The sequence below is a fragment of the Variovorax sp. P4_B10 genome (genome assembly GCF_056402375.1).
The window spans coordinates 66714-91922 of sequence record NZ_JBFUHN010000005.1; the positions used below are offsets into that span (position 1 = coordinate 66714).

Sequence of the window (25209 nt, forward strand, 5' to 3'; positions counted from 1 at the left end):
CCGCACAATCGCCGGATGGAGACAAGCAAGCCATGACCGCATCGAACCCGGCCTTAGTGCCCGCACCCGACCCGCGCGAAGCACCGCGCGCCTTCCTCGAACACCTCTACCGCGTGGCGGTGGATCGCGCGCTGCCGCTGTCCACGCTGGGCGCCCACTTGCCGCCGCCGCCCAAGGGGCGCACGCTGGTGCTCGGCGCCGGCAAGGCCGGCGGTTCGATGGTGCAGGCGCTCGAAGCCCTGTGGCCGGCCGATGCGCCGCTCTCGGGCCTCGTCGTCACGCGCTACGACCACATTCCGCCGCGCCCCGAAGGCGTGCCGCAGCGCATCGAGCTCGTCGAGGCCGCGCACCCGGTGCCCGATGCAGCGGGGCAGCAGGCGGCCGAGCGCATCCTGGCCCTGGCGCAAGGCCTCACGGCCGACGACCTCGTGCTGTGCCTGATCTCTGGCGGTGGCTCCTCGCTGCTGGTGCTGCCGGCCGAGGGCTTGACGCTGGCCGACAAGCAGCGCATCAACAAGCAGCTGCTCGACAGCGGCGCCGGCATCGGCGAGATGAACTGCGTGCGCAAGCACCTGTCGCGCATCAAGGGCGGCCGGCTGGCGGCGGCCTGCGCCCCGGCGCGCGTGGTGACGCTCACCATCAGCGACGTGCCGGGCGACGACGCGGCCGTCATCGCGAGCGGCCCCACGGTGCCCGACGCGACCACCTGCGCCGATGCGCTCGCCATCCTCGACCGCTATGGCATCGAGGTGCCCGCACCCGTGCGCGCCCAGCTTGAAAGCGGCGGGCTCGAAACGCCGAAGCCGAACGACGCGGCCTTCGCGGGCCACGAGACCCACATGATCGCCACGCCCCAGCAGTCGCTCGAAGCCGCGGCCACGGCAGCGCGCGCGGCCGGCATCGAGGCGCACATCCTCAGCGACGAGATCGAGGGCGAGTCGCGCGAGGTCGGCAAGGTGCATGCCGCGCTGGCCCGCGCCGTGGCGCACCGCGGCCAGCCGTTCGCACGGCCTTGCGTGATCCTCTCGGGCGGCGAAACCACCGTCACGATCCGACCGCGCCAGCCGGGCCAGGCCAAGGGCCGCGGCGGCCGGGCCGGCGAGTTCTGCATGGGGCTGGCCGGCGCGCTCATGGGCCAGCCGCAGGTCTGGGCGCTGGCCGCCGACACCGATGGCATCGACGGCGTGGAAGACAACGCCGGCGCCTTCGTCGCGCCCGACACGCTGGCGCGCGCGACAGCTGCGGGCAAGAAGCTGTCGGACCACCTCGACCGCAACGACGCCTACGGCTACTTCGACGCCATCGGCGACCTGTTCGTGACGGGGCCGACGAACACCAACGTCAACGACTTCCGCGCGCTGCTGGTGTTGTAAGGGGCCTTCTTACTCCTTCAGCACCATGTCGATGCACATCACCGCCGCCATGATCAGCAGGCGGCGGGCGTCGTTGGCTGGCACGCCCGGGTCGATCGACAGCATGTAGTTGTCGGCGGTGGTGAAGAGCTCCTTGCCCAGCCCCGCCCATTTCTTGGACACGGCGGCGAATTCGGCGCTGCCCTGCACGAAGCGGAAATCCCAGCTGGTCCACTTGCCCTTGAGCGTGCAGGCGATCTGCTCCTGTGCGTCGAGCACGTCGAACTTGCCGCCGATGGAGAAGAGCTTCTGCCTGAACGAACCGACGACCCGGTCGTTGCCGTCCAGCACCTGCACCTTCGACAGGAAGATGGAAACGCCGCGCTTGACCGACAGCACTTTCTGCCCCTCGGGCGTCGACACCACCACGTCGAAAGGCGTGAAGCGCTTGTAGTCGGTGAAGCGCAGCAGCTTGCTGAGGAAGCCGAGGTTCGGCTCGCGGCACTCCAGAATCTTCTGCTGCGAATGCGGGTCGAAGACGTCGTAGTTGTTGGCCGCCTTGAAGATGCCGACGTGTTCCTTGATGAAAAACAGGTTGTTGCGCAGTGCTGCGTGCATGGATTTCCCTCGGTCCTCTGTGTGTATTGGTGTGGCGGGATTATGTTCGGCGCGAATGACGGCCCCGTTCCCCGTCCGTGACCGGTGGCGGGGCGGGGTTTGCGAACTCGGGTTAACCTATGCCCCCGGCGGCCTGTGGCTGCCGTTGTCGCCGGCGCATCCCCCCGGGTGCCGCGCCGCGCAGCACATCCAGAATTCCCCATTCTTCTTTTCATCATCCAGTCCCCGAAGGAAAAGTTCGCCATGACCGCCACCTACACCGACACCCGCCTGCTGATCGACAACGAATGGGTCGACGCCACCGGCGGCAAGACCCTGGACGTCGTGAACCCCGCCACCGGCAAGGCCATCGGCAAGGTGGCGCATGCCAGCATCGCCGACCTCGACCGTGCCCTGGCTGCCGCCCAGCGCGGCTTTGAAAAGTGGCGCAACACCCCCGCCAACGAGCGGGCCGCCGTCATGCGCCGCGCCGCCGGCCTGATCCGCGAGCGCGCCCCCGACATCGCCAAGCTGCTGACGCAGGAGCAAGGCAAGCCGCTGGCCGAAGCCAAGGGCGAGACGCTGGCCGCCGCCGACATCATCGAATGGTTCGCCGACGAAGGCCGCCGCGTCTACGGCCGCATCGTGCCCTCGCGCAACCTGGCGGCGCAGCAGCTCGTGCTGAAGGAGCCGCTCGGCCCCGTCGCCGCGTTCACGCCGTGGAACTTCCCGATCAACCAGATCGTGCGCAAGCTCGGCGCCGCGCTGGCCACCGGCTGCTCGTTCCTGGTGAAGGCGCCTGAAGAAACCCCGGCATCGCCCGCCGCGCTGCTGCAAGCCTTTGTTGACGCCGGCATTCCGCCCGGCACCGTGGGCCTCGTGTTCGGCAACCCGGCCGAAATCTCGAACTACCTGATCTCGCACCCGATCATCCGCAAGGTCACTTTCACCGGTTCCACCCCGGTCGGCAAGCAGCTGGCCGCGCTGGCCGGCTCGCACATGAAGCGCGTCACGATGGAGCTGGGCGGCCACGCCCCGGTGATCGTGGCCGAAGACGCCGACGTGGCGCTGGCCGTCAAGGCTGCCGGCGCCGCCAAGTTCCGCAATGCGGGCCAGGTCTGCATTTCGCCGACCCGCTTTCTGGTGCACAACAGCCTGCGCGAGGAGTTCGCGCGCACGCTGGTCAAGTACACCGAAGGCCTGAAGCTCGGCGACGGCCTCGCCGAAGGCACGACCCTCGGCCCGCTGGCCAATGCGCGCCGCCTCACTGCCTTGGCCCATGTGCTGGAAGACGCGCGCAAGAAGGGCGCGACCGTGGCCGCCGGCGGCGAACGCGTCGGCGACTCGGGCAACTTCTTCGCCCCGACCGTGCTGACCGACGTGCCGCTCGACGCCGACGTGTTCAACAACGAACCCTTCGGCCCGATCGCCGCGATCCGCGGTTTCGACACGCTCGAGGAAGCAATCGCCGAAGCCAACCGCCTGCCGTTCGGCCTGGCCGGCTACGCCTTCACCAAGTCGATCAAGAGCGCGCACCTGCTGAGCCAGAAGCTCGAACTCGGCATGCTGTGGATCAACCAGCCGGCCACCCCGTCGCCTGAAATGCCGTTCGGCGGCGTAAAGGATTCGGGCTACGGCTCGGAAGGCGGCCCCGAGGCGCTCGAGGCCTACCTGAACACCAAGGCCGTTTCGATCCTCGGCGTCTAGTCCTCGGCGCTGGCGTTCCAGAACGCTTGCTGGACGCCACTCAGCGCTTCGAGTTCTGTAATCACCTGGTCGAGTTCCAAGGGCTCGACCGCGGTGGCGTACAGCGTCGCTTCGATTTCCGTGTCGGCCGGCCCGAAGGCGTGCTGGTCGACATCGCGCACCGGGTAGTTCGCGGCTTCGAGCAACAGCAGGAGCTGGTCCATCACCTCGGGCCGTGCTGCGCGCGAGCAGATCACCCGCACCGTGTAGGTCGCCTCGCTCGATTCTTCATTGATCGGACGGCGGTTGATGCGGTTCACCACCGGCAGCAGCAGCGTGTTGCTGGCCAGCACGAACAGCGCGGCGATCATCGCTTCGCCGATCAGGTCCGCACCCGCGCAGGCGCCCACCGCCGCCGACCCCCACAGCGTGGCCGCCGTGTTCAGGCCCGTGATGTTGGTGCCTTCCTTCATGATCGCGCCCGCCCCCAGAAAGCCGATGCCCGAGACCACGTAGGCCGCCACATGCACGGCCCCATCGTGACCGTGCAGCCGATTCGCCATGTCGACGAACACCGCCGCACCCACCGCCACGAGCGTGTTGGTGCGCAGGCCCGCGGCGCGCTGCCGTATCTGGCGCTCCAGGCCGATCAGCGAGCCGAGTGCGAAGGCGACCGCTACGCTGACGAAGGTGTCGAGCAGCGAGGGCAGGTTGAAGTTTTGAATGGCTTGCATCCGATGTGTCTTTCGATGTTCGCGCCAGTTTGCGGGACTTGGGTGTCATCTGCGTGTAGCTTTCGCCCAGAGCACTGGTTGATCGGCCAGCACTACAGCTGTGCACGCGCCCTGAACAAACGCGCCTGGTCTTCACTGCCACCCATACCGCCGCGCATACCACCCCTTCACCGTCTGCGTCAGCACCGCATAGCCGACCAGCATCGCCACCAGCCACGGGAAATACATCAGCGGCAGCGCCTGCAGCTTGAAGTAGTGCGCGAGCGGCCCCATCGGCAGCCAGATGCCCACCGCAGCGATCGCCGCGCCCATGATCAGCAGCGGCCAGGCCGCGCGGCTTTGCAGGAACGGGATCTTGCGCGTGCGGATCAGGTGAACGATCAGCGTCTGCGACAGCAGCCCCTCGACGAACCAGCCCGATTGGAAAAGGGTCTGGTGCTCTACCGTGTTGGCCGCGAACACGAACCACATCACCGTGTAGGTCAGGATGTCGAACACCGAGCTCAGCGGCCCGAAGAACACCATGAAGCGCCCCAGGTCGGCCGGGTTCCAGCGCTGCGGCGTCTTGAGGAATTCCTCGTCCACGTTGTCGAACGGAATCGCGATCTGCGACACGTCGTACAGCAGGTTCTGCACCAGCAGGTGCAGCGGCAGCATTGGCAGGAACGGAAGGAAGGCACTCGCCACCAGCACCGAGAACACATTGCCGAAATTCGAGCTCGCGGTGAGCTTGATGTACTTGAGCATGTTGGCGAAGGTACGGCGGCCTTCGACTACGCCTTGCTCCAGCACCATCAGGCTCTTCTCCAGCAGGATGATGTCGGCCGATTCCTTGGCCACGTCCACCGCGCCGTCCACCGAGATGCCGATGTCGGCCGCACGCAGGGCTGGTGCGTCGTTGATGCCGTCGCCCATGAAGCCGACCACGTGCCCGTTGGCGTGCAGCGCGTGCACGATGCGCTCCTTGTGCGCCGGCGTGAGCTTGGCGAACACCTGGTGCTGCTCGACCAGTGCGCGCAGTTCGGCGTCGCTCAGCTCCTCGATCTCACGGCCGAGCACGATGTGGCCGGCATCGATGCCCACGTCGCCGCAGACCTTGCGCGTGACCAGTTCGTTGTCGCCCGTCAGCACCTTCACCGCCACGCCGTGCTCGGCCAGCGCGCGCAGTGCGGGTGCGGTCGACTCCTTCGGCGGATCGAGAAAGGCCACGTACCCCAGCAGCGTGAGCGACGATTCGTCGGCCACGCCGTAGGCGGGCTTGCGCGCCTCGGCCTTCAGCGTGCGGCTGGCCACGGCCACCACGCGCAGGCCCTGTTCGTTGAGCTCCGACGCCACGCGGTGGATGCGCGCGAGCAGCTCGGCATCGAGCGCCAGCACTTCGGCGCCGCGCTCGACGGCAGTGCACACCGACAGGATCTCTTCCAGCGCGCCCTTGCAGATCAGCAGATGCTCGCTGCCGCCGTTCTCCACCACCACCGACATGCGGCGGCGCGAGAAGTCGAAGGGCACCTCGTCGATCTTGCGGTAGGCCGTCTGCAGCCGCGTCTCGGGCTGCATCTCGGCGTGGTTCAGCACGGCCTTGTCGAGCAGGTTCTTCAGTCCCGTCTGGTGAAAGCTGTTCAGGTAGGCGAGCCGCAGCACATGGTCCGAGCCTTCGCCCCAGGCGTTGGTGTGGCGCTCGAGCACGATCCGGTCCTGCGTCAGCGTGCCGGTCTTGTCCGTGCAGAGCACATCCATCGCGCCGAAGTTGTGGATCGCTTCGAGCCGCTTCACGATCAYCTTCTGGCGCGACATCACGACCGCGCCCTTGGCGAGCGTGGCGGTCACGATCATCGGCAGCATCTCGGGCGTGAGGCCGACCGCGATCGACAGCGCGAACAGCGCCGCCTCCCACCAGTCGCCCTTGGCCACGCCGTTGATCACCAGCACCAGCGGCGCCATCACCAGCATGAAGCGGATCAGCACCCAGCTCACGCGGTTGATGCCGGCCTGGAAGGCGCTGGTGCCGCGGTCGGTGGCCGTCACGCGCTGCGCGAGGGCGCCGAAGAAGGTGCGGTCGCCGGTGTGCACGATGAGCGCAGTGGCGGTGCCGCTGATCACGTTGGTGCCCATGAAGAGCAGGTTCTCGCGTTCGAGCACGCCGGCTTCGTGGTCGCCGCGGTCGATGGTGAATTTTTCGACCGGCATGGCCTCGCCCGTCAGTGCCGACTGGCTGATGAACAGGTCCTTGGCGGTCAGCACCCGGCAGTCGGCCGGGATCATGTCGCCGGCCGAGAGCGCGATTACCTCGCCCGGCACGAGGTCGCGCATCGGAACCTCGACGCGCACCGTGCCGGCGTGCGTGGTGTCGAAGCCTTCATCGCCCGCGGCGCCGGCCTTGCGGCCCGGCGCGGGCCGCAGCACCGTGGCGGTGTTGCTCACCATCGCCTTGAGCCGGTCGGCCGCCTTGTTGGAGCGCGACTCCTGCAGGAAGCGCAGCACCGTCGACAGCACCACCATGCTGCCGATCACGAGCGTGGCCTTCATGTCCTCGGTGACGTAGGAGACCAGCGCCAGCACCGTCAGCAGCAGGTTGAACGGGTTGCGGTAGCACTGCCACAGGTGCGTCCACCAGGGCAGCGGCTGCTCGTGGCGCACCTCGTTGCTGCCCAGGCGCTTGCGCAGCACCTGCGCATGGCCTTCGCTCAGGCCGCGCGGCGAGCTGTCGAGCCTGACGAGCATTTCGCCGGCATCGGTGCGCGATGCCGTGGCCAGTGCCTTGGCAATGTCGGGCGGCATGCTGGCCGAGGCCACGCCGACGGGCTTCGAGCCCAGCATCGTCTGCCAGCGCTCGAAGTGATGCAGCATGTGACGGCTGCGCAGGAAGCTCTCGAAAAAGGACTTCAGGACGTTCTTCATTTTGTTTTCTCCTCGAGGGGATCGGGTCAGCGTGCGAAGGCCCAGGTGAGGCCCAGCGTCCACCAGGCCGGTGCGTCGATGCGAAGAAGAAGGTTTTGCGCGCGGCTCGGGGCGACGCTCGCCGCCGGCAGCGGCGTCCAGCGCACGCCGGCGGCATGCGTCTGCGTTGCCGCGAGGCCGCAGGGGTATGCCGCCCAGAGGCGCGGCGAGGGACGTTGGGGATAGAAGCGGGGTCCGTCGGGGCGGGCGGCCGTGGCCGTCCGCACGACGCGCCGCAGGCGTTCGCGGGTCATGGGAGGTTCTCCTTCGGGGCAACGAGCCGCGAAGGAAGGAACCTCCCGCTTCAATCAGCCGGCAGGAATCTTCCGCAGCACGGCGCGCTGCGTTGTGGGGGTGGGTGGCAATGGAGGGGGCGCGCTACGGCGCCAGCGAGGGTCTGGGTCCATGGTGGCCTCCTTGCGATCTGCGTTGCGGTCCTGCGGGCGCGTCGTCAGCGGTGCGCCGTGCGGGGCGGTTGCTCGAGCAGCAGGAAGAAGCTGCGGATGCGCCGTGTGGTCCAGAGCGCGGCGGCCCGGTCCAGCGTTTCGTTCTCGACGTCCTGCGCCGTGACTGCGCGCGCAGGCACGTGCGCCGGCGGGCGAACGGGTTGCTGCATCGGCGGCTGTTGCTGTTGCTGCTGACGAGGTTGAGATTGACGCATGACAAGGCTCCTTCGCGATGAAGGGCCTCGTGCACGGACACACGCGAGCTGACTGAAAAAGCCAGTGACGAGAACGACGGAAATCGGAAGGGAGAGAACCGCTTGCCGAAGAAGCAAGAGGATCACGCTGCGTGCACGGCGGCCACAGCGCGGGAGAAGCCTGCGCTAGAGGGCCGGATGTGTCACGCCTGCCGAGGCACGCGTCTTGTCACTGATCCAACTGGCACTGTCCACGCACGGGGCTCCGAAGTAAAGATGCAAGATTGTTGCACCGCATCACAAAGAGCGTCAACCTTTTCGGCCATGTCCTGCAATGCCATCATGGTCGTTATCGCCTCAATGTTGCGATTCCGCCTCGCAACCTTTCAACCGGCTTTCAATTCGATGAAAAAACCATCTCAGACCCTCGATGCATGAAACGGGCACAGTGTTCGGGGTGCGTGCACAGGACACCGGGTGCTCCCCTCCGCGAATGTCCCCCGCTTCGCTCCTTTATTTCGCTGCGGGGAGCACCCGGTGCCCTGCGCACGATGAGCGCAGCGCCACAGCTCACGCACTCCATGCAAAACAGCAACGCGACGAATCGACAAGCAAGGTTTCCGAGCGCGGCGTCGACGGCCTTCTCGCCAAACTGCAGGCCGAGGCGCGCTGACCGGCCTACGCGCAGAGCGCGCGGATGTTCGGCGGAATCGGCACCGCGCGGATGCCGCCGCCTTCACGCTTCGCGCCGAAGATCCGCACTTCTTCGCATTCGAGGATCAGGTCTTCGCCGCGCGTCACGCGGTAGGTCTGCACGAAGCTCTTGTCGCGCCACTCGGTGATGCGCACCGCGATCTGCAGCGTGTCGCCGTAGCTCGCGGCTTTCACGAAGCGGGTGTGCGTGTCTACCAGAGGCGTGCCGATCACGCCCAGCGTCTGCGCCGTTTCCTCCCAGCGTGGCACGCCGCATTCCGCGAAGAAGTGGCGCGAGGCCGCATCGATCCAGCGGAAGAAGTTGGGGAACCAGACGATGCCGGCCGGGTCGCAGTCGCCGAACTCGACGCGCGTGGTGTAGGTGATTTCCTTGGTGCTGCTCATCGGTTCATTCTCGTCGGCAACCACGGGGCGATGCGCGCGCTCAGTCCGCGACGATCTTCCGGTCGCGGATCAGCGCGCCGAAGCGTTGCGAATCGGCCGCCGCGCGCTGCTGGAACTCGGCCGGCGAGCCCGGCACTGCTTCGCCCCCGAGCGAGGCGATGCGCTCCTTCACGGCCGGCAGCGCGAGCGCGCTGTTGATCTGCGCATTGAGCTGCGCCACCACCGCCGGCGGCGTGCCCGCGGGCGCGTAGAAGCCGAACACGGTGTCGGCGTCGAAGCCGCGCAGCCCGACCTCGTCGAGCGTGGGCACATCGGGAAAGAGCGGCGAGCGGTGCGGGCTGCCCACCGCCAGCAGCCGGAGCTTGCCGGCGCGAACCTGCTGCAGGCCGATGCCAGGGTCGAAGGCGTAGTCGATCTGGCCTGCCAGCAGGTCCTGCAATGCAGGCGCCGCGCCGCGGTAGGGCACGTGCAGCGCGAAGAGGCCTGCCTGGCTCTTGAACATCTCGCCGGCCAGGTGCGGCGAGCTGCCGCTGCCCGGCGAGCCGTACGACAGCTTGCCCGGGTTGGCCTTGGCGTACGAGATGAACTCGCGCACATTCGCGGGCGGCAGCGAGGGCCTGGTCACCAGAAACACCAGCACGCGCGCCGCCGCCGCCACCGGCACCAGGTCCTTCGCCGGATCGAAGCTCATGCGCGAATACAGGTGCGGGTTCACCGACACCATGCCGCCCGAGCTCATGAGCAGCGTGTAGCCGTCGGCGGGTGAGCGCGCCACGGCCTCGCCCCCGACGTTGCCGTTGGCGCCCGCGCGGTTTTCGATCACCACGGGTTGCTTGAGCGCCTCCTGCAGCGGCTGCGAGACCGCGCGCGCGATCTGGTCGGCGGCGCCCCCGGGCGGGAAGTTGACGATCACCTTGATCGGCCTGGCGGGCCATGTGTCGGCATGCGTCTGTGCGTGCGCGCAGGCCAGCAGCGCGCAGGCGGCGGTGAACAGCAGGCGTCGCTGCCAGGGAAGGGCGGAGTGGGGCATGTGTCGTGTCTCCTGGGTTGTTATGAAAATCTGGATCGGGCGGGATCAGGCGGAGGTGGACGGCGGCCGTTTCATCCAGCGGATAGCCTGCGCCTGCACCGGCCGCGGCGCGGCGCCGTGGCGCACCAGCGCGGCGTCGAGCGCCTTGCCGCCCTCGTCGGCCAGGGCTGCTTCGCGCGCCGCGGCAATCGCCTCGGCGCGCGTCGGTGCGGGCAGCGTTGCACGGCCTGCGAGTTCGTCGATCACGTGCAGCAGGTTGTGCTTGCCGCGCTCGTTGGTGCTGCCGTAGCCCTTGATGAGCCGGCCGCACAGCGCAAGTTCGTGGCCCAGCGCCCAGGCTTCGCGCGTGCCGGTCTCCACGGCCGCGAGCCAGCGTTCGATCAGCGCCTGCTCCTCGGCAAAGCGATTGCCGCGACGGCGCAGCCACTTCAGCGAAGACAGGAGCCGCAGCGAAGCCATACCGAACACCGAGTGGCTGCCCACCTTGAGCGGCAGCGCCCAAGGCTCCCGGCCGCGCGCCTGCCGGCCCCGGTCCCACGCCGTCACGCGGCGCGAAAGTGCGGGCGGCAGCAGCGCGGCGAACTCGGCCGCGCCGGGCTTGAAGTGGTCGTAGACCTTCACGATGTCTTCGTCGGTGGCACGCACTTCCTGCCGCACGCGCTGCGCGCGGCTCGCACGGCCTTTCAATGCGGCCACGCGCACGATGTCGTCGAAGGCCATCCACAGCGCGAGCCAGCGTGCCGCCTCGCGGGTGATGGCGAAGCCCTGGGCGCCGGCCGGATCGGTGGCGCGTTCGGCATCGAGCACCTTGCCCAGCCGCTCGGCGTAGAGCGCGGCGTAGGCGGCATCCTGGTAGTCGAGCACGCGGGCATGGCCGAGCGCGAGCGTGTCGTGCACGGCCGGCGGAAAACGCCGCGCCAGTTCATCGGGCAGGGCGCGCGCCGGTGGTGGCGCATCGCTGGTGTCGCCGGCCATCACGCCGCTCACGAAGGCGGCCTGTGCCCGGGGCGTGCCCACGGCGTCGAAGGCGGCCGCAAAGCCGCGCAGGCTGGCGGCGGCCGCCTTGCCCAGCGTCCGGTGCGCGCTGGCGTCGCCGCCGCGCACCACGTGTTCGTAGGCACTGCGCGGGAACGGGAACAGACCGCTGCCCGCAATGGCACCGAGCATCACCGCACTGACCACCGTGCCGGTGTCGCGCGCGATGGCGTTCATGTCGAACACATGGTGCTCGCGGCTGAAGGCCTTGACCACGTCGAGCAGGCGCTGCGCATCGGCGCGGCCGTCGCCCGGCTCCATGCGCTCGGCGGTGGTGAGGATGCGCGCCGACGAGCTGACGACCAGCGTGCGCAGCGGCGCGCTCATGCCGTTGCCGATCTGGCGCGCGGTTTCGAGCAGCTCCGACGAGACGATCGCGTCGAGCGCGCCCGGCACCGGGCTCAGGCTGAACACCGGGCGCTTGCCGCCGAGCTGCGCGATCGGCACGGGGAACACCTCGATGTAGTAGGTGGTGGCGCCGGTGCGCTGCGCCACGCCGGGAATCGAGGTGCTCTGTGCGGCGTAGCCGGCATGGCGGGCGGTGTCCACCAGCCATTCGGTGAGCACGCCGCCGCCTTCGCCGCCGAGGGCGCAGACGAGCAGGGTGATGGGGCGGTTCTGTTTCATGTCTTCGCCCTTCATGCCGGTTGCAGTGCGCGCACCATGGCACCGCGCAGTCCGTGCAGAAGGCGTTCATGCCACTTGGGGTTCTGCACCACCTCGGCCCGGTAGAAGCTCGGGCACAGCGTGGCCGCATGCGCATTCGCGCCGCACAGGCCGCAGCCCACGCAGCCGTCGATCACGGTGGCGACCGGGTCGACCTTGAGCGGATCGGGGTTGTCCTTGAGCGTGAGCGTGGGGCAGCCCGAGAGGCGGATGCAGGCGTGGTCGCCGTTGCACACGTCTTCGTCCACGCCGTACTTCACGCGCACCACGCGCTCGCCTTTTTTCAGGAGGCTTGCAATCCACGGCTTGATGCGGCGCTGGCGCTCGAGCTGGCACTCGCCCTCGGCGATCACCACCTTCAGCCCGTTGAAGTCGCTGGTGAGCGCCTCGGTCAGCGTCTTGCGCATGCGCTCCACGTCGTAGGTGGTGACGGTGCGCATCCACTTCACGCCCAGGCCCGTCAGCGTGGCCTCGATGGTCTGGTTTTTGTCGACCAGGCTCTGCTGCTTGTCGACGGCGCGCTCCTTCATCTCGTCGTCGGGCGTGGAGATGATGTCCTGCGTGCCGGTGGCCGAGGTGTAGCCGTTCTTGAAGATCAGCAGCACCGCGTCGTCGTCGTTGAAGAGCGCGCTCTGCACGCCGGTGAGCAGGCCGTTGTGCCAGAAGCCGCCGTCGCCCATGATCGACAGCGTGCGGCGGCTCATCATCGGCGCCACGCCCGCGCGGCTCGCGAGGCTCATGCCGTAGCCGAGGATCGAGTGGCCCATCGAGAACGGTTCGAAGGTGCCGAAGGCATGGCAGCCGATGTCGGCCGCGATGTGCACCGGCCCCGTCTCTTGCTGCGCGAGCTTGAGCGCGGAGAACACCGGACGCTCGGGACAGCCGATGCAGAAGCTCGGCGGCCGGTTGGGCAGCGGCGCGGCGAGCTGCCGTGCCACGGCCTCGCGGCGCTCCCGGTTGCCGGCCAGCCAGGCCTGCGCGGACGACGAGGCCTCGCTGGCCTCGATGTATTTCGCAGCAAAGGCGCCGATGCCGCCCGACAGCACCTCGACGCCATACTCACCGGCCGCGGGCAGCAGGTCCTTGCCATGCAGCGGCGTCTGGATGTCGCGGCGGCGCAAGAGCGTGGCGATGTCCTGCTCGATGTATTCGGGCTGGCCTTCCTCCACCACCAGCACCGCGCGCTTGCCCACGCAGAAGTCGGCCACCTGCTCGGGCACCAGCGGGTAGGTCACGTTGAGCACGAGGATCGGGATGTCCGTCTCGCCGAAGGCATCGGCCAGCCCCTGCTGCTGCAGGCTTCGGATCAGCGCGTTGTAGAGCCCACCCTGCACCACGATGCCAAGGTCGGCGTGGGCGCGGCCGGGCATCAGTTCATTGAGCCCGTGCTCGACGACGTAGCGACGCGCCGCCGGAATGCGCTCGTCGCCCTTGAGCTTCTCGTGGCGGAAGGTGACGGGCGGATGCGCGAGCCGCATGTAGTCGAAGCCGGCAGGCTCGGCCATCGGCGCGCGGGTCGACACGGCGGGCGCGATGTTGTCCTTGCACTCGAAGCTGCCGCGCACGTGGCAGGTGCGGATGCGCAGCTCCATCAGGCAGGGCATGTTCGAGGTTTCGGAGAGGCGGAAGCCTTCTTCCACCATGCGCACCATCACGCCGAGGTCGGGCCGCGGATCGAGCAGGCACATGCTCGACTTGAGCGCGTAGGCATGCGTGCGCTCCTGGATCACGCTGGCGCCTTCGCCGTAGTCCTCGCCCACCACGATCAGCACACCGCCGGTCACGCCCGGCGAAGAAAGGTTGGAGAGCGCGTCGGCCGCCACGTTGGTGCCGACTATCGACTTCCACGTCACGGCGCCGCGCAGCGGATAGTGAATGGACGCGCCGAGCATCGCCGCGGCCGAGGCCTCGTTGGCGCAGGCCTCCACATGCACGCCGAGTTCGTCCATGTAGGTCTTGCCCTGGACCATCACGTCCAGCAGGTGCGACACCGGCGCGCCCTGGTAGCCGCCCACATAGGCCACGCCCGACTGCAGCAGGCCCTTGGTGATGGCGAGGATGCCCTCGCCGTGGAAGGTGTCGCCTGCGCCGAGGCGCAGCAACTCGACTTCCTTGCTGAATGAAACTTCCATCGTGTCTCTTTTTTCTGGGGGTCTCGCAGTGTGGTCGGCGTGCCGCCATACATCAATAAAATAAGCAAGCTATCCAACATGAATGCCATGCATATCGAAAAGCTCGACCTCAACCTGCTGCGGCTCTTCGATGCGGTCTTCAGGGCCCGCAGCGTGAGCCGTGCGGCCGAAGCCCTGGGCCTGACGCAACCGGCGGCCAGCCATGGCCTCACGCGGCTGCGCCTGCTGCTGGGCGATGCGCTCTTCACGCGCACCCCCGGCGGCGTGGCGCCCACGCCGCGGGCCGAGCGGCTGGCGGTGCCGGTGCAGGCCGCGCTGGCCATGTTGCAGCAGGCCTTGGCCGAGCCCGAGCGCTTCGACCCGGCGGCCTCGCGCAAGCTGTTTCGCATCCACATGAGCGACATCGGCGAGGGGCGCTTCCTGCCGGCGCTGATGGCGCGGCTGCGCGAACTGTCGCCGGGCGTGCGGATCGAGACCATGCCGCTGGCCACCGGCGACATTGCCGCGGCGCTCGACAGCGGCCGGGTCGACTTCGCCTTCGGCTTCCTGCCCAAGGTGAAGGACACGCAGCGTGCCCAGTTGCTGAAAGACCGCTACATCGTGCTGCTGCGCAAGGGCCATCCCTTCGTGAAGCGGCGGCGCAGCGGGCAGGCGCTGCTCGAGGCGCTGCAGGAGCTCGACTACGTGGCGGTGCGCACGCACGCCGACACGCTGCGCATCCTGCAGCTGCTGAATCTCGAAGACCGCCTGCGTCTCACGACTGAGCACTTCATGGTGCTGCCGGCCATCGTGCGCGCCACCGACCTCGCAGTGGTGATGCCGCGCAACATCGCGCGCAGCTTTGCCGAAGAGGGCGGCTACGCCATCGTCGAGCCGCCGTTTCCGCTGCGCGACTTCACGGTGTCGCTGCACTGGAGCAAGCGCTTCGAGGCTGATCCGGGCAACCGGTGGTTGCGGCAGGTGATCGTGGCGTTGTTTTCGGAACGTGCTATTTGAAGTGCTTTGTTCAGGGCGCGCTCACGCCGACGGTGTGCTCTGCTCCGCGAATGTCCCCCGGCGCGGCCTAGGGCCGCAGGCCTCCTCCTTTATTTCGCTGCGCAGAGCACACCGCCAGCGTGATCGTTCAGAGCACTTGTTGATCGGCCCGCACGAGAGCAGCGCTCATCGTGCACAGGGCACCGGGTGCTCCCCGCAGCGAAATAAAGGAGGAGCGAAGCGGGGGACATTCGCGGAGGGGAGCACCCGGTGTCCTGTGCACGCGCCCCGAACGCTGCTTCAGAGAACCAAAAGTACGCGCTGCGAGGCGCGTCTTTAGCACGCCAATGTATGCCCCTACAAGGCCTGCAACAAGTTGCTGCATCGCAACATTCTTTCGAGGCGCCGGGGCTTCGAAATACGATGAAAGCCTTCGCATTTCGACACCGCGGATCGAATGCTCACTTCCCGATGAAATCTTTCGCGCTCAAAGCCGTGTGCGAAATGTTTTCATCCCAAAAACCGTCACTGAAATTATTGCAACCACTTGTACATTGGTCTGGCAATGTGAACGGATTGTCATCGCGGACCACCAGCATTTCTCCTTGAGCGGCGGGTGCGCCACGCGTCCATTTCACGCGCACATGCATCGTTGCCAATTTCATTCAAGACCTGGAGAAGTGCATGAGTACCGTCGATCAGCTGGGCCGCACCGCGCCCCTCACCTCGGGTCAGATGGCGATGTGGCTCGGCGCAAGGTTCGCGTCGCCCGACACCAATTTCAACCTCGCCGAGGCCATCGATATCGATGGCGAAATCGACCCCGCCATCTTTCTCTCGGCCATGCGGCAGGTGGCCGATGAAGCCGAAGCCACGCGCCTGAGTTTTGTCGATGCGGGGCACGGGCCGCGCCAGGTCGTTGCGCCCACCTTCACCGGCGAGATTCCCTACCTCGACCTCAGCGGGGAGAGCGATCCGGAGGCCGAAGCGGAGCACTGGATGCGTGCCGACTTCACCCGCAACATCGACCTGGCGAACGGACAACTGTGGCTGTCCGCGCTGATCCGTCTCGCGCCCGGTCGCCACATCTGGTACCACCGCAGCCACCACATCGTGCTCGACGGCTTCGGCGGCGGCCTGATTGCGCGCCGCTTCGCGGACGTCTACAGCGCGATGGTCGCCGGCAGCGCAGCGGTGCCCGAAGAGTCTCGCCTGGCACCGATCTCGCAGCTCGCCGAGGAAGAAAACGCCTACCGCGAGTCCGGCCGCTTCCTGCGCGACCGCCAGTACTGGGCGGAGCGCTTCGGCGATGCACCCGATCCCCTGAGCCTTGCCTCGCGCCGCTCGGTCAACGTCGGGGGCCTGCTGCGCCAGACGGTGCACCTGCCGGCCGCCAGCGTGCAGGCGCTGCAGGGCATCGCGCAAGAGCTCGGCACCACGCTGCCGCAGATCCTGATCGCGACCACCGCGGCCTACCTGTACCGCGCCACCGGCATCGAGGACATGGCGATCGGCATCCCGGTCACGGCGCGCCACAACGATCGCATGCGGCGCGTGCCGGCGATGGTCGCGAACGCACTGCCGCTGCGGCTCGCCATGCGCGCGGATTTGCCGATTCCGGAGCTGATCCGCGAAGTCGGACGGCAGATGCGTCAGATCCTGCGGCACCAGTCCTACCGCTACGAGCACCTGCGCAGCGACCTGAACATGCTGGTCAACAACCGGCAGCTGTTCACCACCGTCGTCAACGTCGAGCCCTTCGACTACGACTTCCGCTTTGCAGGGCATGCCGCCAGGCCGCGCAACCTGTCCAACGGAACGGCCGAGGACCTGGGCATCTTCCTGTACGAGCGCGGCAACGGGCAGGACCTGCAGATCGACTTCGATGCCAATCCCGCGGTGCACACCGCGCAGGCGCTGGCCGATCACCAGCGCCGGCTGCTCGCCTTCATGGCCGCGGTGATCCGCCAGCCGGACCAGGCCATCGGCCACATCGACCTGCTCGGCGCCGACGAACGCCGGCAGTTGCTGGTGGACTGGAACGACACGGCCCATGCGGTGCCGGACACCAGCCTCACGGCATTGATCGAGGCGCAGCTTGCAGGCAACCCGGAGGGCATTGCCTTGCGCTTCGACGGGCAGGCGATGCGCAATGACGAACTGAACCGGCGCGCCAACCGGCTCGCGCACCTGCTGCGCGCACGCGGCGCAGGCCCGGAGCGCACGGTGGCGCTGGCCATCCCGCGCTCTATGGAGCTGATGGTGGCGTTGCTGGCCGTCCTGAAAACCGGCGCTGCCTACCTGCCGGTCGATCCGGATTTTCCGCAGGACCGCATCGCCTTCATGCTCGGCGACGCGCAACCGGTGTGCCTCATCACGACCGCGGCGCTGGCGGAGACACTGCCGGGCGACGCATCGCAACTTCTGCTCGACCTGCCGCAAACGATTGCCAAACTGGGGAGTCATGCCGAAACCAACCTGGGCACCGCGATCGATCCCTCGCATCCGGCCTATGTGATCTACACCTCCGGCTCCACCGGAACGCCGAAGGGCGCGGTGGTGTCGCACCGCGCCATCGTCAACCGCCTGCGCTGGATGCAGGACCGGTACGGCCTGCAGGCCGACGACCGCGTGCTGCAGAAAACGCCTTCGAGCTTCGACGTGTCGGTCTGGGAGTTCTTCTGGCCGCTGATCGACGGCGCGACGCTGGTGCTGGCGAAGCCGGGTGGGCACAAGGATGCGGTGTACCTGGCCGGCCTGATCGCCGGCGAAGGCATTACCACGATCCACTTCGTGCCGTCGATGCTCGAGGTCTTCCTGCGCGAGCCCGCCGCGTCCACATGCACCACGCTGCGCCGGGTGATCTGCAGCGGCGAAGCCTTGTCGCCCGCGCTCCAGGCGCAGTTCCGGCAGCGCCTGTCCTGCGAGCTGCACAACCTCTACGGACCGACCGAGGCCGCCGTCGACGTCACGTCGTGGGAGTGTCTGCGTGCACCGGAGGCCGAGCCGGCATCGGCGAGCGTTCCCATCGGCCGCCCGATCTGGAACACGCAGATGCATGTGCTCGACAGCGGCCTGCAGCCGGTGCCGCCCGGCGTGACCGGCGAGCTGTACATCGCGGGCATCGGCCTCGCGCGCGGCTACCTGAACCGTCCGTTGCTGAGCGCCGAGCGCTTCATCGCCAACCCTCATGGCGCACCCGGCAGCCGCATGTACCGCAGCGGCGACCTCGCGCGCTGGCGCAACGATGGCAGCCTCGACTTCCTCGGCCGTGCCGACCAGCAGGTGAAGATCCGCGGCCTGCGCATCGAGCCGGGCGAGATCGAATCGGTGCTGCTGCAGCATCCGCAAGTCGCCCAGGCCGCAGTGGTGGCACGCGAGGATGTACCGGGCGAGAAGCGCCTCGTGGCCTACGTCGTTGCAGCCGATGCGGCCGACCCGCAGCCGGCCGAATTGCGCACCCACCTCGCGCAGGCCTTGCCCGAGTACATGGTGCCTTCGGCCTTCGTCAGCCTGCCGGCCCTGCCGCTGGGCCCGAGCGGCAAGCTCGACCGCAAGGCACTGCCGCCGCCGGAGCTGCAGGCCGCAACGCCGTACGCCGCACCGCGCACGCCCACCGAAAAGATCCTGGCCGGCCTCTGGGCCGAGACCCTGCACCTGCAGCGCGTCGGCGTCCACGACAACTTCTTCGAGCTCGGCGGGCATTCGCTGATGATCGTGCAGCTGATCTCGATGATCCGGCAGCAGTTCATGATCGACCTGCCGGTGGACACGCTGTTCCAGGTGTCCACCATCGCCGGCCTCGCGGAGCTGCTGGACCGGGAGTCGGTCGCGCGCCCCAGCCTCACGCCGATGCCGCGTCCGCCGCGCATCCCGCTGTCCTTCGCGCAGCGCCGCCTGTGGCTGATGAACCAGCTCGAAGAAGCCAACCCGGCCTACAACATGCCGCTGGCCTTGCGCCTCTCCGGCGTGCTGGACCGCGCAGCGCTGCACGAGGCGCTGGGCGACCTCGTGCAGCGCCACGAAAGCCTGCGCACCATCTATCCGAACGAAGACGGGCTGCCGTACCAGCACATCCTCGACGGTGCGGACGCACGGCCGGCGGTGATCGAAGCCGACAGCAGCGAAGAAGAGATCGCGGCCCAGCTGCATGCCGCGGGCCGCCGCGGCTTCAAGCTCGGCACCACGGCACCCTTGCGCACCCACCTGTTCAGGCTGGCCAGCGACGAGCACGTGCTGCTGCTCCTGACGCACCACATCGTCGGCGACGGCGCGTCGCTGTTGCCGCTGGCGCGCGACCTGAGCATGGCCTATGCCGCACGGTGCGAAGGCAAGGCGCCGGACTGGGCGCCGCTGCCGCTGCAATATGCCGACTACGCGCTGTGGCAGCAGGATCTGCTCGGCAGCGAAGACGACGCCGACAGCATGGCCGGCCGCCAGCGCGAGTTCTGGCGCGAGACCTTGCGCGACCTTCCCGAGCAGCTGAGCCTGCCCGTCGACCGCCCGCACCCGCCCGTCCCCAGCTACCGCGGCGACGTGGTGCCGATGCAGATCGCGCCGCATGTCCACGAGCGCATGCTGCAGCTGGCGCGCGACGGCCAGGCCAGCGTCTTCATGGTGCTGCAGGCCGCGCTGGTGGGCCTGCTGCATCGCCTGGGTGCCGGCGACGACATCGCCATCGGCACGCCGGTTGCCGGGCGCAGCGATCACGCGCTGGACGACCTGATCGGCTGCTTCGTCAATGCGCTGGTGCTGCGCACCGACGTCTCGGGCCAACCGAGCCTGCGCGAACTGATTGCGCGGGTGCGGACCACCAATCTCGCTGCGTATGCGAACCAGGAATTTCCGTACGACCGCATCGTGGAGCTGCTGCGGCCGGGGCGCTCGGGCGCCAATCTGCCCCTGTTCCAGGTCATGCTGGGATTCCAGCAGGGCAGCAACCGGTTGTCTTTCAGCCTGCCCGGCCTGTCGATCACGCCGCAGCCGGTGGCCATCGACACCGCGAAGTTCGACCTGTCCTTCATCCTCGATGAGCAACGCGGCGCCGACGGCCTGCCGGGCGGCATTGCCGGCGGCATCCAGTACAGCACCGATTTGTTCGACCGCAGCACGGTCGAAGCGATCGCGGCGCGGCTGGTGCGTTTGCTGGAAGAGGCTTGCGATGCGCCCGATGAGGCGCTGGGCAGCCTGGCCATCCTGAGCGCCGAGGAAAACCATCGCCTGCTGTCCGACTGGAGCGGCCCCACGCGCGAGCTGGCGCCGCTTTCGCTCGCCGCCATGGTGGCGTCGCATGCCGCCGAGCGCCCGCAGGCGGCGGCGGTGGTGCTCGACCACGCGACCGTCAGCTATGCCGAGCTCGATGTGCGGGCCAACCGGCTCGCGCACCTGCTGCGTGGCCGGGGCATCGGTGCCGGCGCCATCGTCGCGACGGTGTTGCCGCGTTCGCTCGACCTCGTCGTCGCGCACCTGGCCATCGTCAAGGCCGGTGCGGCCTACCTGCCCATCGACCCGAACCACATGGCCGCGCGCAGCGCCTTCGTGTTCGAGGAAGCCGCGCCCGCCGGCGTGTTGACCCACGCGTCGCTGTTGCCGCAGCTGGCCGGTGTTCCGCATTGCCTGGCGCTCGACAGCGACGAGACGGTTGCCGCGCTGGCGATCCAGTCGGATGGCCCTCCGGCGCCGGCGCACGCTGCCGACCCCCAGGATGCCGCCTACATCATCTACACCTCGGGCTCCACCGGCGTGCCCAAGGGCGTGGTGGTGCCGCATGCGGGCCTGAGCAGCCTGGGGACGGCCATGGCGGAGCGGCTTGCGATCGGCCACGACGCGCGCGTGCTGCAGTTCTCCTCCTGCGGCTTCGACGCCTCCGTCATGGACCAGCTGATGGCCTTCCACGCCGGCGCCGCGCTGGTGGTGCCGGCGGCCCCGCAACTGCTGGGCACCGACCTGGCCGACCTGCTCGAAAGGCAGGCCGTCAGCCATGCGCTGATTCCGCCGGCCGCACTGGCGACCTTGCCGCACGGCGAGTTCCCGCACCTGCAGACGCTGGTGGTGGGCGGCGATGCCTGTCCCGCCGCGCTGGCCGCGCGCTGGTCGCAAGGCCGCCGCATGGTCAATGCCTACGGCCCGACCGAAATCACCATCTGCGCGAGCATGAGCGCACCGATGACGGCCGAAGCGTTGCCGTCCATCGGCCAGCCGATCTGGAACACGCGGATGTATGTGCTCGACGACAGCCTGCAGCCCGTGCCGCCGGGCGTCGTGGGCGAGCTCTACATTGCCGGCAGCGGCCTGGCGCGCGGCTACCTGAACCGTCCGCTGCTCAGCGCCGAGCGATTCGTCGCCAACCCCTACGGCGCACCCGGCAGCCGCATGTACCGCAGCGGCGACCTGGTGCGCTGGCGCAGCGACGGCAGCCTCGATTTCCTCGGCCGGGCCGACCAGCAGGTGAAGATCCGCGGCTTCCGCATCGAGCCGGGCGAAATCGAATCCGTGCTGCTGCGGCACCCGCTGGTGACGCAGGCGGCCGTGATCGCACGGGAAGACGTGCCGGGCGAGAAACGCCTGGTGGCCTACGTGGTCGCCGCCGCCGATCCGCAGCCGATCGAGTTGCGCGCGCACATGGCGAAGGCCTTGCCCGACTACATGGTGCCCTCGGCTTTCGTCCACCTGCCGTCGCTGCCGCTGACCCAGAGCGGCAAGCTCGACCGCAAGGCGCTGCCCGTGCCCGAGCAGCAGGCCGCCGCGCAGTATGCCGAGCCGCGCACGCCCACCGAGAAGCTGCTGGCCGGGCTCTGGTCGGAGACGCTGCACCTGGAACGCGTCGGCATCCACGACAACTTCTTCGAGCTCGGCGGGCATTCGCTGATGGCCATCCAGCTCGGCATGCGCATCCGCCAGCAGGTCCGCGCGGACTTTCCGCACGCCGAGGTCTACAACCGTCCCTCGATTGCCGAACTGGCTGCGTGGATCGACGACAACGCCGGCGGCACCGCCGAGGCACTGGACCTGTCGCGCGAACTCCAGCTGCCTGCGCACATCCGCCCCCAGGACACTGCACCGAAGCGGGTGCCGAAGCGGGTGTTCCTGACCGGCGCCAGCGGCTTCGTCGGCAGTCACCTGCTGGCCGCATTGCTGCGCGACACCACGGCCTGCGTGGTCTGCCACGTGCGCGCCGAAGACGAGAAGGCGGGCGAGCTTCGCCTGAAGCGCACGCTGGCCCAGCGCCAGCTCGGCGCGATCTGGGACGACGCGCGGATCAAGGTCGTGACCGGCGACCTCGGCAGGCCGCGCCTCGGCCTCGACGACAGCGCCGTGCAGCTGGTGCGCGACGGCTGCGACGCCATCTACCACTGCGCCGCGCAGGTCGACTTCCTGCACCCCTATGCCAGCCTGAAGGCCGCCAATGTCGAGAGCGTGGTCACGCTGCTCGAATGGACCGCGCAGGGCCGGGCCAAGAGCATGCACTACGTCTCCACGCTGGCGGTGATCGACCAGAACAACAAGGAGGGCACCGTCACCGAGCAGTCGGCGCTGGCTTCGTGGAGCGGGCTGGTCGATGGCTACAGCCAGAGCAAGTGGGTCGGCGACGCGCTGGCCCGCGAGGCGCAGGCGCGGGGCATGCCGGTCGCGATCTACCGGCTGGGGGCAGTCACCGGCGACCACACCCATGCGATCTGCAACGCCGACGACCTGATCTGGCGCGTGGCGCACCTCTATGCCGACCTGGAAGCGATTCCCGACATGGACCTGCCGCTCAACCTGACGCCGGTGGACGACGTGGCGCGCGCCATCCTCGGACTGGCGGGGCAGCAGGCCTCGTGGGGCCAGGTGTTCCACCTGATGAGCCAGGCGCCGCTGCGGGTGCGCGACATCCCGCCGGTCTTCGAACGGCTCGGCATGCGGCTGGAACCGGTGGGGCTCGAGCCCTGGCTGCAGCGCGCCCATGCGCGGCTGGCCACCGGGCAGGACCGCGACCTGGCCGCGGTGCTGGCCATCCTCGACCGCTACGACACCTCGGCCACGCCGCCGCAGGTGAGCGGTGCGGCAACGCATGCGCAGCTCGAGGCCATCGGCACGCCGATCCGCCCGGTGGACCGCGAGCTGCTGCAGCGTTACTTCGTCGATCTCGGCATCGACACCAAGGCGCGCCGCGCCCTGGAAACCAGCGCATCGTAGGAGGACCGTCGGATGGCACGCTATCTCATCGCGGCAACCGCTTTGCCGGGCCACGTCCTGCCGATGCTGGCCATCGCCCAGCACCTGGTGGGCCTTGGGCACGAGGTGCGGGTGCACACCGCCAGCCAGTTCAGGACGCAGGCCGAGGCGACCGGCGCGACGTTCACCGCCTTCGAGCCCGCGATCGACTTCGACCACCGGCAGCTCGACGAGCGCTTTCCCGAGCGCCGGCGGCTGCCGTCGGCGCATGCCCAGCTGTGCTTCGGCCTCAAGCATTTCTTTGCGGATGCCATGGCCGCGCAGCTGAAGGGCATCCGCACCATCCTGGAAGACTTCGAGGCCGACGCGATCGTGGTCGACACGATGTTCTGCGGCACCTTTCCGCTGCTGCTGGGTGCGCGCGACGACCGTCCGGCGATCGTCGCCATCGGCATCTCGGCGCTGCCGCTGTCCAGCTGCGACACCGCCTTCTTCGGCACCGCGCTGCCGCCGTCGTCCACACCGGAAGGGCGCGTGCGCAACCGGGCGATGAACGCCAACCTCAAGCAGGCGATGTTCGGCGAGGTGCAGCGCTACTTCGATGGCTTGCTGACGCGCTCGGGCTTGCCCGCGCTGCCGGACTTCTTCGTCGACGCGATGGTCAAGCTGCCCGATCTCTACCTGCAGCTCACCGCGCCGTCCTTCGAATACCCGCGCAGCGATTTGCCCGCGTCGGTGCGGTTCGTCGGCCCGCTGCTCTCGCCCGCCAGCCGCGACTTCGTGCCGCCCGACTGGTGGCACGAACTCGACGACGGCCGCTCGGTCGTGCTGGTCACGCAGGGCACGCTGGCCAACCAGAACCCGGCGCAGCTGATCGGCCCGACCTTGCAGGCGCTGGCGGGCGACAAGCGCATCCTGGTCATCGCCACCACCGGCGGCCCGGTGCCGGCCGCGCTGGGCGCGAACGTGCCTGCCAATGTCCGCGTGCTGCCGTTCCTGCCCTACGACCGGCTGCTGCCCAAGGTGCATGCGATGGTGACCAACGGCGGCTACGGCTCGGTCAACCATGCGCTGAGCCTCGGCGTGCCGCTGGTGGTGGCGGGAACCACCGAGGAAAAGCCGGAGATCGCCGCGCGCGTGGCCTGGTCGGGCGCCGGCATCAACCTCGCCAATGGCCAGCCGAGTGCCCGCCAGATCGGCGACGCCGTGCGCAAGGTGCTGGGCGAATCCACCCATAGGCAGCGTGCCGCCGTGCTGCGCGAGGATTTCGCGCGCCATCACGCGCTGACCGGCATCACGGAGGCCCTCGCGGTGCTCCTGCAGACAACCCCCGCATCCGCGGAAATGGCTTGAACCCCCAAGGAAATCGACGATGAGCAACCCGTTTGACGACAAGAACGCCAGTTTCCAGGTCCTGGTGAACGACGAAGGCCAGCACTCGCTGTGGCCGGCCTTCATCGCCGTGCCCGCCGGCTGGCAGGTGGCCCTGGCCGCGACCGACCGGGGCGCCTGCAACGCCTTCATCGAAGCGAACTGGCAGGACATGCGCCCGCGCTCGCTGGTGGCGGCAGGTACGTCGGGCGCACCGGCGCAATGAGCGGTCAGCGGTCTTCGCTGCCCTCCTGCTTGTTGAGGACGAAGCAGTAGACCGCGCAGGCAGCGAAGAAGCCCGCGCAAAGGCTGTACGACAGCGGAAACTGACTCAGGTAGCTGGCGTTGAGCTGCCAGTGCCTGGGACTCAGTTCCGGATGCAGGCGAACGGCGCCCAGGAAATACAGGACCGGCAGCGCCAGGAAGGGCAGTGGCCGGTACTTGCTTCGGATGAAGAGAAGGTAGGCGCCGATGCCGATGAGGATCGGGACCGACAGGAAGACGTAGTAGTCCACGAACCCCAGAAACCCCTTGGGCGCCTTGGCCAGCACGACGATGAGGGCCAGAAACGTGACGGGCGACCAGAGGGTCAGCAGGGCAAGCAGCAGGTTCGTGTGCCATCTGCGCCCGGATCGCTCGGCCTTTGTGTCAGGCAAGGGGACGATCGGCGCTGTGGGCGGTGCGTAGGGATTGTTTTCCATGGGCGTGGACTGTAGCCGCGGTGCGTGTGCCGTCATGGCCCCGCGGCTCGCTCATGGCCCGGGAATTGCTCTCGCTCTCCAGGGTTTCCCCCTAGGTC

17 protein-coding genes are annotated in these 25209 nt (G+C 68.4%); 6 read left to right on the forward strand and 11 right to left on the reverse strand.

The genetic code is table 11. From position 1 onward, the window contains the following. Nucleotides 1-32 precede the first annotated feature (32 nt). Complete coding sequence (locus AC1DXX_RS04225; RefSeq protein ID WP_478132912.1) at nt 33-1373, forward strand: glycerate kinase type-2 family protein; 1341 nt, start codon at nt 33-35, stop codon at nt 1371-1373. A 9-nt stretch (nt 1374-1382) separates the two neighbouring features. Here the strand turns inward: AC1DXX_RS04225 and AC1DXX_RS04230 are convergent, their stop codons facing one another. Next, complete coding sequence (locus AC1DXX_RS04230) at nt 1383-1970, reverse strand: LURP-one-related family protein (protein ID WP_478132913.1); 588 nt, start codon at nt 1968-1970, stop codon at nt 1383-1385. A gap of 243 nt (nt 1971-2213) precedes the next feature. Between AC1DXX_RS04230 and AC1DXX_RS04235 the strand changes: the two genes are divergently transcribed. Then, complete coding sequence (locus tag AC1DXX_RS04235; RefSeq protein WP_478132914.1) at nt 2214-3656, forward strand: NAD-dependent succinate-semialdehyde dehydrogenase; 1443 nt, start codon at nt 2214-2216, stop codon at nt 3654-3656. On the opposite strand, the gene AC1DXX_RS04240 is transcribed toward AC1DXX_RS04235, so the two are convergent. From AC1DXX_RS04240 to AC1DXX_RS04275, 8 genes are all read right to left on the reverse strand, one after another. Next, nucleotides 3653-4369 (reverse strand): MgtC/SapB family protein, encoded by a 717-nt coding sequence (locus AC1DXX_RS04240; RefSeq protein ID WP_478132915.1) that lies wholly within the window; start codon nt 4367-4369, stop codon nt 3653-3655. The two genes, AC1DXX_RS04235 and AC1DXX_RS04240, sit on opposite strands and share 4 nt — an antisense overlap. 132 nt (nt 4370-4501) lie before the next feature. Beyond that, nucleotides 4502-7267, reverse strand: a complete 2766-nt coding sequence (gene mgtA / locus AC1DXX_RS04245) for a magnesium-translocating P-type ATPase (protein ID WP_478132916.1) — start codon at nt 7265-7267, stop codon at nt 4502-4504. Nucleotides 7268-7293: 26 nt separating this feature from the next. Continuing rightward, complete coding sequence (locus AC1DXX_RS04250) at nt 7294-7560, reverse strand: hypothetical protein (RefSeq protein ID WP_478132917.1); 267 nt, start codon at nt 7558-7560, stop codon at nt 7294-7296. A 197-nt stretch (nt 7561-7757) separates the two neighbouring features. Continuing rightward, entirely contained in the window at nt 7758-7967 is a 210-nt protein-coding gene (locus AC1DXX_RS04255) for a hypothetical protein (RefSeq protein ID WP_478132918.1), read from the reverse strand. Nucleotides 7968-8624: 657 nt separating this feature from the next. Continuing rightward, complete coding sequence (locus AC1DXX_RS04260; RefSeq protein ID WP_478132919.1) at nt 8625-9044, reverse strand: acyl-CoA thioesterase; 420 nt, start codon at nt 9042-9044, stop codon at nt 8625-8627. A gap of 40 nt (nt 9045-9084) precedes the next feature. Further along, nucleotides 9085-10074, reverse strand: a complete 990-nt coding sequence (locus tag AC1DXX_RS04265; protein ID WP_478132920.1) for a Bug family tripartite tricarboxylate transporter substrate binding protein — start codon at nt 10072-10074, stop codon at nt 9085-9087. 45 nt (nt 10075-10119) lie between these two features. After that, nucleotides 10120-11736 carry an indolepyruvate oxidoreductase subunit beta family protein gene (locus AC1DXX_RS04270; RefSeq protein WP_478132921.1) on the reverse strand — a complete coding sequence of 539 codons (1617 nt, stop codon included), beginning with the start codon at nt 11734-11736 and terminating at the stop codon, nt 10120-10122. An 11-nt stretch (nt 11737-11747) separates the two neighbouring features. Then, the gene (locus tag AC1DXX_RS04275; protein ID WP_478132922.1) at nt 11748-13907 is read right to left on the reverse strand and encodes a thiamine pyrophosphate-dependent enzyme; all 2160 of its coding nucleotides are present in this window, start codon (nt 13905-13907) and stop codon (nt 11748-11750) included. A gap of 78 nt (nt 13908-13985) precedes the next feature. Between AC1DXX_RS04275 and AC1DXX_RS04280 the strand changes: the two genes are divergently transcribed. Beyond that, nucleotides 13986-14903, forward strand: coding sequence for a LysR family transcriptional regulator (locus AC1DXX_RS04280; RefSeq protein WP_478132923.1), 918 nt, complete (start codon nt 13986-13988; stop codon nt 14901-14903). A 440-nt stretch (nt 14904-15343) separates the two neighbouring features. Here the strand turns inward: AC1DXX_RS04280 and AC1DXX_RS04285 are convergent, their stop codons facing one another. Continuing rightward, nucleotides 15344-15547, reverse strand: coding sequence for a hypothetical protein (locus tag AC1DXX_RS04285; protein ID WP_478132924.1), 204 nt, complete (start codon nt 15545-15547; stop codon nt 15344-15346). Nucleotides 15548-15566: 19 nt separating this feature from the next. Here AC1DXX_RS04285 and AC1DXX_RS04290 point away from each other — a divergent pair, with 19 nt between their 5' ends. The 3 genes from AC1DXX_RS04290 to AC1DXX_RS04300 are packed head-to-tail and all read left to right on the forward strand — an operon-like array spanning nt 15567 to nt 24636. Beyond that, nucleotides 15567-23060, forward strand: coding sequence for a non-ribosomal peptide synthetase (locus tag AC1DXX_RS04290; protein ID WP_478132925.1), 7494 nt, complete (start codon nt 15567-15569; stop codon nt 23058-23060). A 12-nt stretch (nt 23061-23072) separates the two neighbouring features. Then, the gene (locus AC1DXX_RS04295) at nt 23073-24392 is read left to right on the forward strand and encodes a glycosyltransferase (protein ID WP_478132926.1); all 1320 of its coding nucleotides are present in this window, start codon (nt 23073-23075) and stop codon (nt 24390-24392) included. Between the two features lie 19 nt (nt 24393-24411). Continuing rightward, complete coding sequence (locus AC1DXX_RS04300) at nt 24412-24636, forward strand: MbtH family protein (protein WP_478132927.1); 225 nt, start codon at nt 24412-24414, stop codon at nt 24634-24636. A 4-nt stretch (nt 24637-24640) separates the two neighbouring features. Here AC1DXX_RS04300 and AC1DXX_RS04305 read toward each other — a convergent pair whose 3' ends face one another. Then, entirely contained in the window at nt 24641-25111 is a 471-nt protein-coding gene (locus tag AC1DXX_RS04305) for a hypothetical protein (protein WP_478132928.1), read from the reverse strand. Between the last annotated feature and the right edge of the window lie 98 nt (nt 25112-25209).